We start from the raw sequence: 15342 nt of genomic DNA, 5'->3' as shown, positions 1-15342 counted from the left end.
GCGCCTGGTCAATTGTGACCTCGTCCAAGACAGCGGCACCCGCAGCGCGTCAGCGCTGCCGAGCCCAACCGGGAAGGGGCAGCCTTTGGCTGTTCCGGAGCGGGCGGGAGGGTCCCGCTGCGGTTCTAGCCGCTGCCGATCAGCGCGCCGGCGCCCAGCACCAGGGCACCGCCCAGCACCACCTGCATGGTGGCGCGCCAGAACGGGGTCTCCATGAACTTGTTCTGGATCCAGGCGATGGCCCAGAGCTCCACAAACACGATCAGCAGCGCCAGCGTGGTGGCGGTCCAGAATTCCGGGATCAGGTAGGGCAGGGCGTGGCCGAGGCCGCCGACGGTGGTCATGATGCCGGAGGCCAGCCCGCGCTTGACGGGGGAGCCGCGGCCCGAGAGTTCGCCGTCGTCGGAGGCCGCTTCGGTGAAGCCCATCGAGATGCCGGCCCCGACCGAGGCCGCCATGCCGACCAGGAAGGTGGTCCAGGTGTCCTGGGTGGCAAAGGCGGTGGCAAAGATCGGCGCCAGGGTGGAGACCGAGCCGTCCATCAGCCCGGCCAGTCCCGGCTGCACCCAGGTCAGCACGAACTGGCGGTGGGCGGCGCGGTCCTCGTCTGCGCGCGTGTCCGCGTCCAGGTGCGCCTCCTGCAGCTCACCGGCGCGGGCCTGGTGGCCGGCCTCGGCAGCGGCCAGATCGCCCAGCAATTTGCGGGTGGCGGCGTCCTGGGTGCGGGCGGCAGCGGCGGTGTAGAAACGCTCGGCGTCGCGTTCCATCGCGCGGGCCTCATCGCGGATGCGGTCGAGGCTCAGGTTCTCCATCAGCCAGATGGGGCGACGGGCGTAGTAGCCCGCCACATGCTCGCGCCGGATCAGCGGGATTGCGGGGCCGAACCGGGCCTCGTGCAGGGCAATCAGCTGGGCGCGGTGTTCGTCCTCCTCTGCCGCCATGCCGTCGAACATCGCGGCAGAGGCGGGAAATTCGGCGCGCAGCCGCTCGGCGTAGCCGCGGTAGATGCGCGCATCGTCCTCCTCGGAGGAGATCGCCAGGGCCAGGATCTCTTGCCCGGTCAGCTCCGCAAAGTGCTTGCGCTGGGTGAAAAAACGCATTTGCTGCCCCTCAATTTAGAATAATTCTAAACATAACGGTTCCGCGAGGGAGCGCAAGGCGGTGCGGCTTATGCTGTTGCAATGCGGCGGCGCAGGCTACATTAGGCCCAGACCCCTACGCAGCCAACGGAGCCCGCATGAACCAGCAAGCCAGCGTCCTGCGCACCGGCCGGAAATTCGATCAGGTCCTGGAAGGCGCGCGCGAGGTGTTCCTGGCGGACGGATTCGAGGGCGCCAGCGTCGACAAGATCGCCAAAGCGGCGGGGGTCTCCAAGGCGACGCTGTACAGCTATTTCCCCGACAAGCGGGTGCTGTTCATGGAGGTGGTGCGTTCTGCCTGCGTGCAGCAGGCGGATGAATCGCTGGACCTGACGCCCGGCAGCTGCGGGCCGCGGGATGTGCTGCGGCGGGCGGCGGAGCGGGTGCATGGGGTGCTGCTGGGCGGTTTCAGCCTGCAGCTGTTCCGCATCTTCGTGGCCGAGGCCGACCGGTTCCCGGAGCTGGGTCCGATGTTCTATGAAAGCGGGCCGATGGTGCTGCACGGGGAGATCCAGGAGTATCTGGAGGCCGCGGCGGCGCGGGGCGAACTGAAGATCGGGGATGCCAATCTGGCCGCCGCGCAGTTCATCGAGCTGTGCAAGGCCGATATCTTTCTGCGGTTCCTGTTCAAGATCGACACCGAGTTTTCCGAGGCCGAGCGCGAGCGGGTGATCAGCGGCGCCATTGAGACGTTCATGGCGCGGTTCGGCGCCTGAGCTGCCGGCCCGTGGGGCCGCTTTGCGGTCAGTGGGTCGTGAAACTGTTGGGCGTGCTGCGGTAGGTGTCGTGGCAGCTGAGACAGCTTTGCATCAGGCCGGGCAGGGTGCGGCGCAGAGCGGGCAGGGAGCGGGTGTTGAGATTGCGGGCCGCGGTTTCCGCGGTGTCCGCGCGGGCCTTGAAGTCGTCCCAGGCGTTCCAGATCTGCGGCCGGGCGTTCGAACGCGGGTCCATCCGGTGTTTGCGGAAATGCTTGCGGATGCTGCTGGTGGATTTGATCAGCTGCCGCCGGGCGCTGCGCGCCCTGTCTTTGTCGAACATGCTGCGCCCGGCCATCATGGCGGTCAGCACATCCATGGCGGCTTTCTGCGAGGTCATCAGGGCCATCCGGCGGGTCACATGCTTGCTGAGGCCGTCACCGGCAGTGACCGGGGCGGAGGGCCCGGCAGCAAGGGCAGCGAGGAGCGCGAGACAGGCAAGAGGTTTAAAAAGGCGCAGTGTCATTGCGGGGCTCCTGACCGGATTGACCGAATCGAAAAATGAGAACAAAATAAGAACACACCGAATGTGCCTCCCGTTGTCTGGCGGCCTTCCGGCCTCTGCTGCCCCACTGCTCTGCCCCGTTGCCCTGCGCCTGCTGCCATGTCCCACCGCCGCATTCTTTCGCTTTGGTTTCCGCGCCTTGGGGCGGAGCGCATCCTGCGGGCGGAGCGCGGCGGCATTGCCGGGCCGCTGGCCGTCGTGGAGGAAGTGTCCAACACCCAGGTTATTTCCGCGTTAAACACGGCCGCCTCGGCAGAGGGGCTGCAGGCCGGTCAGCCCTTGCGCGATGCCCATGCGATGTGCGCAGGCCTGGCGGTGCGGCCGCGCAGCCGCGCGGCGGAGGCGGCGTTCCTGGCGGCGCTCCGGCGCTGGGCGGGCAAGTTCAGCCCCTGGGTGGCGGAGGCCGGGGAGGACGGGCTGACCGTCGACCTCACCGGCTGCGCGCATCTGTTCGGCAGCGAGGCGGCGCTGATGGAGATGGCGGGGCAGGATTGCGCGGAGATGGGCCTGAGCGTGCGGATGGGGCTGGCGGACACCCTGGGCGCGGCCTGGGCGCTGGCGCGCTACGCCGATGAGGAGGCGGCGCCGGAGCGGTCGGGCGATGCCATCGACCAGGAGGCGCGCGCGACCCGTGCACGGGCGCAGAAACGCCAGAGCGTCAAGCGGCGTCACTGGACCCGGGGCGGCGCGGCGCCGCAGCTGCAGGCGGCGGTGCCGCAGCTGGGGCGGATTGCCGAAGCCGGCCAAGCCTATGGCGCGCTGGCACCGCTGCCGGTGGCGGCCTTGCGGCTGGACAGCGCCACGGTGGCGCAGCTGAACCGGCTGGGCCTCAGACGGATCGGCGATCTCTTGGGGCAGCCGCGGGCCAGCCTGGCGCGCCGTTTCGGCCAGGGGCTGGTCTTGCGGCTGGACCAGGCGATGGGCAGCGCGCCGGAGCCGGTCTCGCCCGCGCGCAGCCCGGACCGCTTTGCGGTGCGGCTGACCCTGCCGGAGCCGATCGGGCTGATGGAGGACCTGCTGGCAGGCATTGACCGGATGCTGCCCCGGCTGTGCGCCCGGCTGGAGGCGCGCGGCAAGGGCGCCCGCGTCCTGCGGCTGGAGGCGCACCGCTGCGATCAGGAGATGGAGGCCGTGACCCTGGGGCTTGCCCGTGCCAGCCGCGCGCCGGACCGTATCCGGCCGCTGCTGGAGATGAAGCTGGAGCAGATCGACGCTGGATACGGCATCGACATGCTGCGGCTGGAGGTCTTGCAGGCCGAAGCCATTCACGCCCGCACCCCGGCGGGCCACCTGCAGGCAAGCGCCGCGGCGCGGGCGCGGCAGGAGGATGGCGCGGCGCTGGAGGATCTGATCGGCCGGCTGGGCGCGCGGCTGGGGCTGGAGGCGATCACCCGTTATCACCCGGCGGAAAGCCACATTCCGGAGAAGACCTTCACCGTGCAGGCCGCGGCCTGGTCGGAGCCTGCTGCCGGGGACTGGCCGCTGCCGCCCCGGCCCCGGCCGCTGCGGCTGTGGCGGCCCGAGCTGGTCCATGCGCCGGATGTGCCGCAGGTGCCGGAGCAGTTCCGCTGGCGCGGCCGCGACTGGGTGCTGGCGGCGGCGGAGGGGCCGGAGCGGATTGCCCCGGAATGGTGGCTGGAGGATCCGGAGTGGCGCAGCGGGGTGCGCGATTACTGGGTGGTGGCGACGGGGTGCGGGGCGCGGCTGTGGCTGTTCTTTGCCCATGGCGGGGCGCTGTCGCCGGGCTGGTTCTGCCACGGGTCGTTTGCGTGACCGGGCGCGCGGACAGTTCGGCGCGCGGCGAAGGGTTTTGCTTGGGTGTCCCTGCGCAAACCGCATAGGGTAGGGGCATGATCACACCGCGTTTCGACATTCTGGGCCAGGCCATCAGCGACGCCAGCCGCACGCAGATGCTGTGCGAGCTGATGGAGGGGCGCGCCTATACCAACAAGGAGCTGGCGGCGGCTGCGGGGGTGACGCCGCAGACCGCCTCTGCCCATCTGCGGCTGCTGCAGGATGCCGGGCTGGTGGTGGCGCAGAAACGCGGCCGCTGCGTCTATCACCGGCTGGCCGGGCCGGAGGTGGCCCATGCGCTGGAGCAGCTGGCGGCGATTGCGCCAGCGGACAGCCTGCACCGTGCCCAGCAGCGCAAGGCGGGCGGGCTGGCGCAGCTGCGCAGCTGTTACGACCATCTTGCAGGCCCGCTGGCGGTGGCGATGACCCGCGTCTTCCTGGACCGCGGCATGCTGGTGGAGGAGCAGGGCGCCTTTCGTGCGGAACCTGCCGGGGAATGGCTGAAACTGGGGGTGGTGCTGCCGGAAAAGACAGGCCGGCAGCCCTTTGCCCGGCCTTGCCTGGACTGGACCGAACGCAAGCTGCATGTGGCCGGGCCGATGGGGCGGCAAATCCTGGATCACGCGCTGGCGAGCGGCTGGGTCAAGCGGCACCGGCACAAGCGCGGCCTGCTGCTGACCGCCCCCGGACGGGTGGCGCTGGAGCAGATTCTAGATGTGCGCTGCGGCGCTCTGGCGGCGGCCTGAGAGGGCCAAAAACAGGCTCTGACAAGGGGCGGATCAGGGTCTTTGCGCCTGTGGGCCTGATGCACCACACGAAAATTCGACCGTTAAAAACCTTGATTTGCCCCGGAAACGGCGCAACCTTTTACCTATGAGCTTTGATCAGGTGCAGCCTTTTCCCGGATCTCCCATACCTCAGCAAGTCGCGTTTGACCGGCGGGAACTGTCGGTAATCATGACATTGTACGGCCGCATGGTGGCGGCCGGGGAGTGGCGCGATTACGGGATTTCTTCCTTGCGTGATCTGGCAGTATTCTCCGTCTTCCGGCGCACGGCAGAGCATCCGCTCTACCGCATCGAAAAGCGCCCCAAGCTGCGTAACCGGCAGGGGCAGTATTCGGTGGTCGGCATGGACGGGCATATTCTGAAGCGCGGAACGGATCTGAAAACCGTGCTGAGGGTGCTGGAGCGCAAGCTGATCCGCTCCGTGGAGTAGCCGCGAGGATCGCGGCGGAGCGGGGACCGGAAAATTCGAATTTTCCGGCCAAAAATCTTCGTAGGAATTTTACCGCCTGTGGCGGCAGTTGCGGATTACGCCAGCCGTTTGTGCGCGGTGACCGGGCCGTCGCCCTGGGCCGCGATCCGCGCGATGGCGTCTGCGATGGGTTCAATGGCAACTGCCATATCGTGGGCATTGGCGTGGATCAGGGTCTCCGCGTCCCGCACCAGTGCGACATGGCCTTTCCAGAACAGGAGATCGCCGCGCCGGTAGTCTCCGCCGGGGGCAGGCTGGCCCAGCTCTGCCTCCTGCATGTCGCTGTCGCCGGGGCAGGGGGTGCCGCAGGCCAAGAGCGCCGCCTGCACCAGGCCGGAGCAGTCGATGCCGAAGCGGCTGTTGCCGCCCCAGAGGTAGGGCGTGCCGAGGAATAGCTCCGCCACCATCACCGGATCATCGGCATGGGCGCCCAGCGGCGCCAGGTGGCGGGCGGGGATGAAGCCGAGGTTGGTGTCCGCGAACCGGCCCTCACCGCCCAGAACCTGCACCCGGCTGCCGTGGCTGAGCGCATGGGTTTCCGGTGATTTGAAATCATCCGCCGAATAGGCATGGGTGGCCGCGGCGCTGACCCAGTGGGTGGCTTCGAACGGTTGGGTCAGGGCTGCGCTGGGCACATAGCCCGCATAGGAATCCTTGGCCGCCTGCACAAAGGCCCAGCCGTCGCGGTGCTCATAGACCGTGACCGGCTCGCCGTAGACAAGCTGGCGGTCGCGGGCGCCGTTTGGCGCGCGCAGCAGGTCCGCGACGGCCACGCCGATGCGGGCGGCGGCCCCCTCCACACGGTCCAGCCCCGCGGGCGCGTCCGCCAGATGCGCGGCGGCAACACGGTCATTCATCGGTGTGCGGCGGCGGTCAGCCATGGCGTTCAGAGCTCCAGCATGTCCGGCAGCGCGGCAAACAGCGCGCGGGCGCCCTGCAGGGCGCCGCCCTTGGGGCGGCCCGGCGCGGCGCTGGGGGTCCAGCCGTAGATGTCGAAATGCATGTAGCGGGTGTCCCCGGCGAAGCGGCGCAGGAACAGGGCGGCGGTGATCGAGCCGGCAAAGCCGCCGGCGGGTGCGTTGTCCAGATCGGCGATGCCGGGTTCGATCATCGTCTCGTAAGGATCGTGGAAGGGCATCCGCCAGACCGGGTCTGCGGTGCGGGCGGCGCTGGCCGCAAGCGCGGCGGCGTCCTCCTCGTGACCGGTGTAGAAGGGCGACAGGTCCGGGCCGACGGCAACGCGGGCGGCGCCGGTGAGGGTGGCCATGGAGACCAGCAGGTCCGGCGCATCCTCTGCCGCCAAGGCCAGCGCGTCGGCCAGCACCAGGCGGCCCTCGGCGTCGGTGTTGTTGTTCTCCACCGTCAGCCCCTTGCGCGACATCAGCACATCGCCGGGACGGAAGGCGGAGCCGGAGACGGCGTTTTCCACTGCCGGGATCAGCACCCTGAGCTGCAGGTTCAGCCCGGCGGCCATAATCATTCGGGCCAGGCCCAGCACGTTGGCCGCGCCGCCCATGTCCTTTTTCATCAGCGCCATGCTGTTTCCGGGCTTGAGGTTCAGCCCGCCGGTGTCGAAACAGACGCCCTTGCCCACCAGGGTGAGCTTGGGGCCGGTGCTGCCCCAGCGCAGATCGATGAGCCGCGGCGCGCGGTCCGAGGCGCGGCCGACGGTGTGGATCAGCGGGAAGTTCTGCTTCAGCAGGTCCTCGCCCAGGGTAACGGAGGCCTCGGCGCCGAACTCCTGTGCCAGGGATTCGGCTGCGGCCTGAAGCTCTGCCGGGCCCATGTCGGAGGCGGGGGTGTTGATCAGGTCGCGGGTGAGGCATTCCGCCGCGGCCAGCGATTCCACGGCGGCAGCATCCACGCCCTCGGGCGCTTGCAGGGCGGCGGCTTCGCCGTTGGCGTCCTTGTAGCGGTCGAACCGGTAGGCGGTCAGCAGCCAGCCCAGGGCCTCGCTGGCGGCGTCCTCCGCCGGCAGGCCGGAGGCAATGCAGTAAGTTCCCGCAGGCAGTTTCTGCGCTGCCTCGGCCAGCACAAAGCGGCGGCGCGCGCGCTGGGCGGCGCTGCCGTAACCCGCCAGGGCCATCCCGAGTCCGCCATCGGTGTCCGGCACCGTCAGGGCCTGGCCGCAGGCGCCGGTAAAGCCCTGCGCCTTTGCCCAGGCCTGAACGCGCTGCGGCTGGCCCGAGAGCCAGCTTTCGAAAACATCGCTTGCGATAACATGCACAGGGCAGGCGTCCGGGCCAGGAGTGGCAAATACTGGCGGCATCGAAAAACTCCGGTTGCAATCGGTCTGATGCGCCAGAGTAGCCGCCGCAGCGCGGCCTGCAAGCCCTGCGGGCTGCGGAAAGGTCAGATCGTCATATCCTGCTGGTCCCACACTGCGGTCAGCGAGCGTTCGCCCACCCGCATCAGGCGGAACAGGATTGCGGCCACGGCCGGCGCGTCCTCGCCATCAATCGCTTCGGTCACGTCCCTGGCAATGGTTGCCAGCGCGGTCATGCCGATCTGCTCGGCAATCGCGATCAGCGAGCGGGCGCTTTTACGCAGGTTCGCCATATCGTTCTGCCGCCACAAACGCTCGCAATGCGTCAGGCGGACCGCCATTTCCTCAATCGCCCGGCACACGACGTCCTCGGCACCGGTTTCGCCGAGCTGGTCATACAGCGCGGAAAGTTTGTCTGGATCCAAGCGCACTGTCTCGGAGTGCATCACTGTCAGTATATTGGCCACCACATTCACCCAATTCTTCATGCCCCCACGGCACGTCTGCCAATTTGGAATCCATAAGTTTTCAAAAGGTTTCCGCGGCCGGATCAAATCTCTCGAATTTAGGGACAATGCAGGCTATTACGGCCCGCAACGCGCATTGATCAGAGGACACGACAATGGAATTTGCCAAACCTCTCCCCAGTTACCTGGTGACCCGATACCATGGCTGGAAGGCTACTTCTTATGAGGAAAACCAGGGCTGGTACCGCCGTTTGGCGACAGAGGGGCAGCGGCCGCGAGCGATGGTGATTTCCTGCTGCGACAGCCGGGTGCATGTGACTTCGATCTTCGGCGCCGACCAGGGCGAGTTCTTCATCCACCGCAATATTGCCAACCTGGTGCCGCCGTTTGCGCCCGATGGCGACCACCACGGCACCTCGGCGGCAGTGGAATATGCGGTCACCGCGCTGAAGGTGGCGCATCTGATCGTGCTGGGCCATTCGCAGTGCGGCGGCGTGCAGGGCTGTATCGACATGTGCAAGGGCAACGCGCCGCAGCTGGAGGAAAAGACCAGCTTTGTCGGCCGCTGGATGGACATCCTGAAGCCGAAGTTCGATGGCGTTGCCGACATCGACGATCCGGTGCAGCAGGCGCGCCAGTTCGAGCGCCAGGCGGTGGTTGCCTCGCTGGAGAATCTGATGACCTTCCCGTTCATCGAATCGGCGGTCAAGGCGGGCGAGCTGAGCCTGCACGGGCTGTGGACCGACATCGGCGAGGGCGGGCTGGAATGCTATGACCCGAAGACGGGCACCTTCGCCCCGGTCTGATCCGGGCCTGGGTTTCAGGCCGTTGCCTTATCTGAACCAAACGCAGCCGCCAGATTGGCGGCTGCTTGCGTATAGCCGCCCGCGGCGCCGTCGACGAAGTGGATGTGATCGTCCTCCACCGGCGAGGGCACGATGCAGGTGACCATGGCGGCGTCCTGCTCGTGCAGCCCGAACTGCACCAGCCCGGCCGCCGCCGCCTGCTGCAGATGCTGGCGGATGCGGTCGCGGACAGCCGGGGTGCAGTCCAGCGTCATTTTCAGCCCGTCGTCGAATTTGCGGAAATCGGAGTGCGCGCGGAGCACAGACAAGTAATGCACCGGGTCGAAGCCGCCGATCCGGCGCCGGGTAAGAAAGATCAGGCCGGCCAGGGCGCTGTGAGCAAACAGGTGGAGTTGCCGCAGGAAGACCGGCAGTCGGCCGTGGGAGGCTTTCGCTTCCAGCGTCAGCCCGGCGGGCGGAAACTGCAGCCGGGGGCCGGATTCCGGGACCGGGTGGCCGCCGTCCTCCAGCTCTGCCGCCAGTTCCAGCACCTCGGCGGCAAGCCGGGCAAAGCCCTGCGGGTCCGCGCCTGGCGCAGGCTGGGCGACCACCGACAGGATGATGCCGTTGCGGGCAGGCGTGTTGCTCCAGCGGCACGACAGGCCCGAGAGGTCAGGCGGCGCGGCCTGCGGAACGGCTGCCACCGCGAAGGCGCCGGCCTTCATCTGCGTCTCGGCCCAGGCCAGGCCGCCGCCGCTGAACATGGCGAAATCGGCGTGGTCCGATACCGCGTAGCGGGCGACCCGCACATCCAGCCCCTCTGCCCGGATCCGGCTGAGCGGCAGCATGGCGGCGCGCAGGGAGATGCCGTATTCCGCCTCGGTCCAGCTGCGCAAGGAGCCCAGAACGCGCCCGGCGGTGGCGCGGTGGCGCGGCGGCACCGCAAAGGAGGCGCCGTCGCCGCCGAAGATATAGGGAAAGGCCTCGCCCCCCAGCGCGTTGCGCATGGCGGCGATCACCGCGGCGCCGACCATGTTGACGGTCTTGTAGCGGCCCGCCTGCACCAGCCCGGTGGAATTCACGATATCGGTGCAGCACAGGTGCCAGTCAGACGGCAGCGGTGCAAAGACCGACGGATCGGAAAGATCGCCGAAGGCGCGGACCTTGGGGACGGCGGCATAGAAAGTGTCGGTTGTCATGGGCGTCTGCCCCTCTGTGACCTGCCGTTTCTTCCTAAACAAATTGTGCGCCCGCGCCAAACGTGCAAGCTGTGCGGCAGCAACGAAAAACCGTGGGAACCTTGGGGGGAGGGCAAATGCAGGCAGGGTTGTTCTTATTGTGCCTGGCCTATGTGCTGAGCCAGTTTTTCCGGGCCTTCCTGGCGGTGCTTTCGGGGGTGCTGGGGCAGGATATCGGTGCGGCGCCGGATGATCTGGCCTTTGCCTCCGGGCTTTGGTTCCTGTCCTTTGCGGCGATGCAGCTGCCGGTGGGCTGGGCGCTGGACCACATCGGGCCGCGGCGCAGCGCGTCGCTGCTCTTGCTGATCGGCGGCGGCGGCGGCGCGGCGGTGTTTGCTGCCGCCACCGCGCCCTGGCATGTGGGCGCTGCCATGTTCCTGATCGGCATCGGCTGCTCGCCGGTGCTGATGGCGTCCTACTACATCTTTGCCCGCCAGTACCCGCCCGCGCGGTTCGCCACCCTGGCGGCGCTGATGCTGGGGGTGGGATCGGCCGGCAATCTGGTCGCCTCCTACCCGACGGCGCTGGCGGTGGACCTGTTCGGCTGGCGCGGCACCCTGGCGGGGCTGGCAGCTGTGTCGGCCATCGTGGCGGCGGGGATCTTCCTGACCGTGAGCGATCCGGACAAGCCCGAAGGCGAGCACAAGGGATCGGTCTTCGACCTGCTGAAGATGCCGGCGATGTGGGCGATCTTCCCGCTGATGCTGGTGGCCTATGCGCCGTCGGGCGCGCTGCGGGGGCTGTGGATCGGGCCGTATCTGAGCGACCTCTACGGCCTCAGCACCCAGCAGGTGGGGCTGGCCACGCTGGTGATGGGCGCGGCGATGATTGCGGGCACCTTTGCCTACGGGCCGCTGGACCGGATGCTGGGCACCCGCAAATGGGTGATTCTGGGCGGCAACCTGTTGGGCTGCGGCGCCCTGGGCGGGCTGATCCTGGCGGGCGGGCTGCCGGTCTGGGTACCGGTGGCGCTGATGGCCGCGGTGGGGTTCTTCGGCGCCTCCTTCCCGGTGATCATGGCGCACGGGCGCGCCTTTGTGCCGCCGCATCTGGCGGGCCGGGGCGTCACCCTGCTGAATTTCTTCGGCATCGGCGGGGTGGGAATCATGCAGTTCGCCACCGGCCGCCTCCATGCAAATCTGGCCGGAGCGGACCCATCCTTGCCCTATATAGGCATTTTCGGCTTCTTTTTGGTGTGTCTGGCGCTGGGATGCGCAATTTATCTGCTCAGCCGCGACAGCATGGACTGATCGGCCCCTTTAAACTTGTCCCCAGAGGCAGTATCACTCCGGCGCCGGCCATGAGGCCGGGCAAGACTGGAGAAACAGATAAATGGGTTACCGCATCGTCGTCGTTGGCGCCACTGGCAACGTGGGCCGCGAAATGCTGAACATCCTGGCCGAGCGCCAGTTCCCTGTGGATGAGATCGCTGCGCTGGCAAGCCGCAAATCTCTCGGCACTGAAGTCAGCTTTGGCGATAAGACACTCACTACCCAGGATCTGGACACCTTCGATTTCACCGGCTGGGACATCGCGCTGTTTGCTGTCGGTTCCGCCGCGACCAAGGATTACGCGCCCAAGGCCGCTGCGGCGGGCTGCACCGTGATCGACAACTCGTCGCTCTACCGCTACGACCCGGACATCCCGCTGATCGTGCCGGAGGTGAACCCGCAGGCGATCCACGGCTATGCCAAGAAGAACATTATCGCCAACCCCAACTGCTCCACCGCGCAGATGGTTGTGGCGCTGAAGCCGCTGCACGACCGCGCCAAGATCAAGCGCGTCGTCGTCTCGACCTACCAGTCGGTGTCCGGCTCCGGCAAGGACGCGATCGACGAGCTGTGGAACCAGACCAAGGGCGTTTACGTCCCGGGTCAGGAAGTGCAGCCCAAGGTCTACCCCAAGCAGATCGCCTTTAACGTCATTCCGCATATCGACGTCTTCATGGAAGACGGCTCGACCAAGGAAGAGTGGAAGATGGTGGCCGAGACCAAGAAGATCGTCGATCCGTCGATCAAGGTTACCGCGACCTGCGTCCGGGTGCCGGTGTTTGTCGGCCACTCCGAATCCATCAACATCGAGTTCGAGGATTTCCTGGACGAGGACGAGGCGCGCGACATCCTGCGCGAGGCGCCCGGCATCATGGTGATCGACAAGCGCGAGGCCGGCGGCTACGTGACCCCGGTGGAATGCGTTGGCGATTTTGCCACCTTCATCAGCCGCATCCGCCAGGATTCGACCATCGAGAACGGCCTGAACCTGTGGTGCGTCAGCGACAACCTGCGCAAGGGCGCAGCGCTGAACGCGGTGCAGATTGCCGAACTGCTGGGCCGCGAGGTCCTGAAGAAGGGCTGAGCCTTTCGTCCATCCGATCAGGGGGCCGCTTCGCAAGAGGCGGCCCTTTTTCTTTTGCGTGGCCTCGGGGCGGGGCGGCAGCTAGGCTTGGCAGCGGGCGGGCGGTTTTGCCCCGTGGATTTTTGATCGAGAGTTGCCAATGCGATTTCCCTTGATGGCCTTTGCCTTATCCTCTTTTGCGGCGGCGGCCGCGCCCTTTGCAGCGGCTGAAACCATTGCCGTCAGCAGCACCGTGTCGGAGGTGACGCTGTATCCCGGGCTGGCGGAAGTCACCCGCAGCGCCGCGCTGACCCTGCCGGAAGGGCGCCACCGGCTGATCCTGCAGAACGTTCCGAAATCCGCCTTGCTGGAGACCCTGCAGGTGGAGATCGCCGGCGCCCGCCGCGTTGCCACCCTGCTGCGCGAGAATTACGTGCCGCCGCGCGATGCGGATGATCCGGAGGTGGAGGCGGCAGAGGCGCGGGTCCGCGAGGTTGAGGCGCGGATTGCCGCGGTCCGGGACGAGGCTGCGCGGGCGCGCTCCGGGGTGCGGGCGGCCGAGGCCTCGATTGGTTTCCTGCAGCAGCTGGGGGCAAACGAAGGGCTGGCAGAGGCGGATGCCGCAGCGCTGAGCGCGATCGCCAAGATGATTTCCGAGGAGGCTGCGGGCGCCAGCCAGGCGGCTGTTGCGGCGGAGGCTGAGGCGCGCCGGATCGAGCTGCAGCTAGAGGACCTGGAGGAGGAGCTGGCAGAGGCCCGCGCGGCGCTGGGCGCGATCACGCTGGAGGATGAGGACCGGCTGTTCATCGCAGTGGACATAGACGCGGAACGGGCGGGCGAAGGCGCCATCAAGGTGAGCTACTACACCGCGGGCGGCGGCACTATCGGCTGGCAGCCGTCTTATGAGATGCACCTCAGCACCGTGAAAGGGGAGCAGGTGATCCTGAAGCGGGCGGTGATGCTGGCGCAGGACACCGGCGAGAACTGGCAGGATGTGGCGCTGACCCTGTCGACCGCGGTTCCCGGCGAACAGGGCAGCCCGTCGGTGCTGTACCCTTGGCTGCGCCGGATCGAGGAGCCGCAGCCGCCGCGGGCGCTGAAATCCATGGGGCAGGATGCAGCGGAACTGTCGGCGCTGGCGGAGCCGGCGGCAGCGCCCCCGGCATTCGAGGAAGAGGCGCGCGGCGGCTGGGGGGCTGATCTGAGCGGCGCGGCGGCCACTTACCGGTTTGGCCTGCCTGTGTCGGTTGCCTCCGGCGCCGATCTGCTGCGGCTGGAGATGGACAGCCTGACCGCTGATGCAAAGGTGCGGGCGGTGGCGGTGCCGTCGCGGGATGTGACTGCCTACAGGGTGGCGGCTTTCACCAACACATTCGGCGAGCAATTGCTGGCCTCGGCTGAGGTGCCGCGGTTTGTCGATGGCAAGCTGGTTACGGTGGAGCCTTTCGCCGGGCTGGCGCCTGGGGCGGAGATGGAGGCGGGGTTCGGCCCCATCGAAGGCCTGCAGCTGCGGCGCGATGTGCTGGGGCAGAGCGAGGGTGAGCAGGGGCTGATCTCGCGCAGCAACGCGCAGGTGCAGAAGGTGGAGATCACGGTGGAGAACCTGACCGCGCAGGACTGGCCGGTGCGGGTGCTGGACCAGGTGCCCTATTCGCAGCAGGATGATCTCGAGATCGACTGGAGCGCCACGCCGCGGCCAACGGAAGAAAACGTGGAGAAGCAGCGCGGTATTCTGGCCTGGGACCTGGATATTGCGGCAGGGGAAAGCCGCACCATCCAGCTGGACACCACGCTCAGCTGGCCCGAGGGCATGGTGCTGCGCTGATCCCGATCTGGTCCTGGCGCGGCGCCTGGCGACAGAGGCGTTCTCCCGCCCGTCGTCAGGCATTGAAATACCTTCCTCCCGTTGGGCGTGGCACCGCGCATGGCGCGGTGCCACGCCCAAGCCCGCTGCCGCTGCGTTGGCAAAGCCAGGGCTGCGGGTGGGCGCGGGAGTGATTCCTGTGCGGTTAGCGGTGCGGGTCTAGTCAGCCTTCCACTTGGCAGCCAGATCGCGGGCGTTTTTGGCCAGCACCATGACGTCGATGCCGACCGCCAGGAACTGCGCGCCCATGTCGGTGTAGGCCTGGGTGGCCTCATCGGTGGTGCCGAGGATGCCGGGGGCGAGGCCTGCCGCCTTGATGCGTGTGATGGCATCGGCAATTGCCGCGCGCACCTCCGGGTGGGCGGAGTTGCCCTGGTGGCCCATGTCGGTGGACAGGTCCGCCGGGCCGATAAAGACGCCGTCGATGCCCTCCACCTGCAGGATTTCGTCCAGCGCAGCCATGCCGGCGCGGTTTTCCACCTGCACCAGCAGGCAGACCTCCTGATCGGCGGTTTGGATGTACTCAGTGACCGTGCCGAACATGGTGGCCCGTGCTGCCGTGGCGCCGACGCCCCGCACGCCCTTGGGCGGGTAGTGGCAGGCGCGGACCAGTTCGCGGGCCTGATCGGCGCTTTCGACAATCGGCACCAGCACTGTCTGCGCGCCTGCATCCAGCACCTGCTTGATCATCCAGGTCTCGCCCACCGGCACCCGCACCACCGGGTGGCTGGGCGACGCCGCCAGCGCGATCAGCTGGTCGCGGATCGAGCGGATATCGTTGGGCGCATGCTCGCCGTCAATCACCAGCCAGTCGAAACCGCAAGTGCCCATGATCTCGGCGATCTGACCGTCGGCAAAGCTCATCCAGCAGCCGATCTGGCGTTTGCCCTGTGATAGAGCCTGTTTGAAGCTGTTCTTGGGCGCGGGCATGGGCGGGG

15 protein-coding genes are annotated in these 15342 nt (G+C 67.6%); 8 read left to right on the top strand and 7 right to left on the bottom strand.

Annotated elements, in window-relative coordinates; genetic code table 11:
* Positions 1-125 precede the first annotated feature (125 nt).
* On the bottom strand, positions 126-1100 hold the full coding sequence (gene mbfA, locus KUW17_RS04775; RefSeq protein WP_222476382.1) for an iron exporter MbfA: 975 nt from the start codon (positions 1098-1100) through the stop codon (positions 126-128).
* Between the two features lie 137 nt (positions 1101-1237).
* Between mbfA and KUW17_RS04770 the strand changes: the two genes are divergently transcribed.
* A complete protein-coding gene (locus KUW17_RS04770; RefSeq protein WP_222476381.1) occupies positions 1238-1855 on the top strand; it encodes a TetR/AcrR family transcriptional regulator in 618 nt (205 codons plus the stop codon).
* 28 nt (positions 1856-1883) lie between these two features.
* Here the strand turns inward: KUW17_RS04770 and KUW17_RS04765 are convergent, their stop codons facing one another.
* Entirely contained in the window at positions 1884-2360 is a 477-nt protein-coding gene (locus KUW17_RS04765; RefSeq protein WP_222476380.1) for a c-type cytochrome, read from the bottom strand.
* 138 nt (positions 2361-2498) lie between these two features.
* Between KUW17_RS04765 and KUW17_RS04760 the strand changes: the two genes are divergently transcribed.
* The 3 genes from KUW17_RS04760 (at position 2499) to KUW17_RS04750 (ending at position 5411) form a co-directional block, all read left to right on the top strand.
* A complete protein-coding gene (locus KUW17_RS04760; protein ID WP_222476379.1) occupies positions 2499-4172 on the top strand; it encodes a Y-family DNA polymerase in 1674 nt (557 codons plus the stop codon).
* Between the two features lie 77 nt (positions 4173-4249).
* Positions 4250-4939: an ArsR/SmtB family transcription factor gene (locus tag KUW17_RS04755; protein WP_222476378.1), complete on the top strand. Its 690-nt coding sequence runs from the start codon at positions 4250-4252 to the stop codon at positions 4937-4939.
* Positions 4940-5066: 127 nt separating this feature from the next.
* Complete coding sequence (locus KUW17_RS04750) at positions 5067-5411, top strand: DUF2794 domain-containing protein (RefSeq protein WP_222476374.1); 345 nt, start codon at positions 5067-5069, stop codon at positions 5409-5411.
* Between the two features lie 95 nt (positions 5412-5506).
* Here KUW17_RS04750 and KUW17_RS04745 read toward each other — a convergent pair whose 3' ends face one another.
* From KUW17_RS04745 to KUW17_RS04735, 3 genes are all read right to left on the bottom strand, one after another.
* Positions 5507-6331: a C40 family peptidase gene (locus KUW17_RS04745; RefSeq protein ID WP_222476371.1), complete on the bottom strand. Its 825-nt coding sequence runs from the start codon at positions 6329-6331 to the stop codon at positions 5507-5509.
* A gap of 5 nt (positions 6332-6336) precedes the next feature.
* Complete coding sequence (locus KUW17_RS04740; RefSeq protein ID WP_222477521.1) at positions 6337-7719, bottom strand: leucyl aminopeptidase family protein; 1383 nt, start codon at positions 7717-7719, stop codon at positions 6337-6339.
* A gap of 83 nt (positions 7720-7802) precedes the next feature.
* On the bottom strand, positions 7803-8162 hold the full coding sequence (locus KUW17_RS04735; RefSeq protein ID WP_222477519.1) for a hypothetical protein: 360 nt from the start codon (positions 8160-8162) through the stop codon (positions 7803-7805).
* A gap of 176 nt (positions 8163-8338) precedes the next feature.
* Here KUW17_RS04735 and KUW17_RS04730 point away from each other — a divergent pair, with 176 nt between their 5' ends.
* The gene (locus KUW17_RS04730; RefSeq protein ID WP_222476369.1) at positions 8339-8989 is read left to right on the top strand and encodes a carbonic anhydrase; all 651 of its coding nucleotides are present in this window, start codon (positions 8339-8341) and stop codon (positions 8987-8989) included.
* Positions 8990-9003: 14 nt separating this feature from the next.
* Here KUW17_RS04730 and KUW17_RS04725 read toward each other — a convergent pair whose 3' ends face one another.
* On the bottom strand, positions 9004-10167 hold the full coding sequence (locus KUW17_RS04725) for a DUF3095 domain-containing protein (protein ID WP_222476368.1): 1164 nt from the start codon (positions 10165-10167) through the stop codon (positions 9004-9006).
* Positions 10168-10283: 116 nt separating this feature from the next.
* On the opposite strand from KUW17_RS04725, the gene KUW17_RS04720 reads away from it, so the two are divergent.
* The 3 genes from KUW17_RS04720 to KUW17_RS04710 all read left to right on the top strand — a co-directional run bounded on the left by KUW17_RS04720 (position 10284) and on the right by KUW17_RS04710 (position 14365).
* Entirely contained in the window at positions 10284-11456 is a 1173-nt protein-coding gene (locus tag KUW17_RS04720; RefSeq protein WP_222476367.1) for an MFS transporter, read from the top strand.
* 82 nt (positions 11457-11538) lie between these two features.
* Positions 11539-12561 (top strand): aspartate-semialdehyde dehydrogenase, encoded by a 1023-nt coding sequence (locus tag KUW17_RS04715; protein ID WP_222476365.1) that lies wholly within the window; start codon positions 11539-11541, stop codon positions 12559-12561.
* A 139-nt stretch (positions 12562-12700) separates the two neighbouring features.
* Entirely contained in the window at positions 12701-14365 is a 1665-nt protein-coding gene (locus KUW17_RS04710) for a DUF4139 domain-containing protein (RefSeq protein WP_261397012.1), read from the top strand.
* A 198-nt stretch (positions 14366-14563) separates the two neighbouring features.
* Here the strand turns inward: KUW17_RS04710 and KUW17_RS04705 are convergent, their stop codons facing one another.
* A complete protein-coding gene (locus tag KUW17_RS04705) occupies positions 14564-15334 on the bottom strand; it encodes an HpcH/HpaI aldolase family protein (protein WP_222476362.1) in 771 nt (256 codons plus the stop codon).
* Positions 15335-15342 lie beyond the last annotated feature (8 nt).

It is taken from the genome of Leisingera aquaemixtae, assembly GCF_019801145.1.
Taxonomy (GTDB): Bacteria; Pseudomonadota; Alphaproteobacteria; order Rhodobacterales; family Rhodobacteraceae; genus Leisingera; species Leisingera aquaemixtae_A.
This window is presented reverse-complemented; position numbering and strand designations above follow the sequence as displayed.

Bases quoted from the DNA above. Each gene is read 5' to 3' on its own strand.
- mbfA (WP_222476382.1), bottom strand. From the start codon at position 1,100: ATGCGTTTTTTCACCCAGCGCAAGCACTTTGCGGAGCTGACCGGGCAA.
- KUW17_RS04770 (WP_222476381.1), top strand. From the start codon at position 1,238: ATGAACCAGCAAGCCAGCGTCCTGCGCACCGGCCGGAAATTCGATCAG.
- KUW17_RS04765 (WP_222476380.1), bottom strand. From the start codon at position 2,360: ATGACACTGCGCCTTTTTAAACCTCTTGCCTGTCTCGCGCTCCTCGCT.
- KUW17_RS04760 (WP_222476379.1), top strand. From the start codon at position 2,499: ATGTCCCACCGCCGCATTCTTTCGCTTTGGTTTCCGCGCCTTGGGGCG.
- KUW17_RS04755 (WP_222476378.1), top strand. From the start codon at position 4,250: ATGATCACACCGCGTTTCGACATTCTGGGCCAGGCCATCAGCGACGCC.
- KUW17_RS04750 (WP_222476374.1), top strand. From the start codon at position 5,067: ATGAGCTTTGATCAGGTGCAGCCTTTTCCCGGATCTCCCATACCTCAG.
- KUW17_RS04745 (WP_222476371.1), bottom strand. From the start codon at position 6,331: ATGGCTGACCGCCGCCGCACACCGATGAATGACCGTGTTGCCGCCGCG.
- KUW17_RS04740 (WP_222477521.1), bottom strand. From the start codon at position 7,719: ATGCCGCCAGTATTTGCCACTCCTGGCCCGGACGCCTGCCCTGTGCAT.
- KUW17_RS04735 (WP_222477519.1), bottom strand. From the start codon at position 8,162: ATGCACTCCGAGACAGTGCGCTTGGATCCAGACAAACTTTCCGCGCTG.
- KUW17_RS04730 (WP_222476369.1), top strand. From the start codon at position 8,339: ATGGAATTTGCCAAACCTCTCCCCAGTTACCTGGTGACCCGATACCAT.
- KUW17_RS04725 (WP_222476368.1), bottom strand. From the start codon at position 10,167: ATGACAACCGACACTTTCTATGCCGCCGTCCCCAAGGTCCGCGCCTTC.
- KUW17_RS04720 (WP_222476367.1), top strand. From the start codon at position 10,284: ATGCAGGCAGGGTTGTTCTTATTGTGCCTGGCCTATGTGCTGAGCCAG.
- KUW17_RS04715 (WP_222476365.1), top strand. From the start codon at position 11,539: ATGGGTTACCGCATCGTCGTCGTTGGCGCCACTGGCAACGTGGGCCGC.
- KUW17_RS04710 (WP_261397012.1), top strand. From the start codon at position 12,701: ATGCGATTTCCCTTGATGGCCTTTGCCTTATCCTCTTTTGCGGCGGCG.
- KUW17_RS04705 (WP_222476362.1), bottom strand. From the start codon at position 15,334: ATGCCCGCGCCCAAGAACAGCTTCAAACAGGCTCTATCACAGGGCAAA.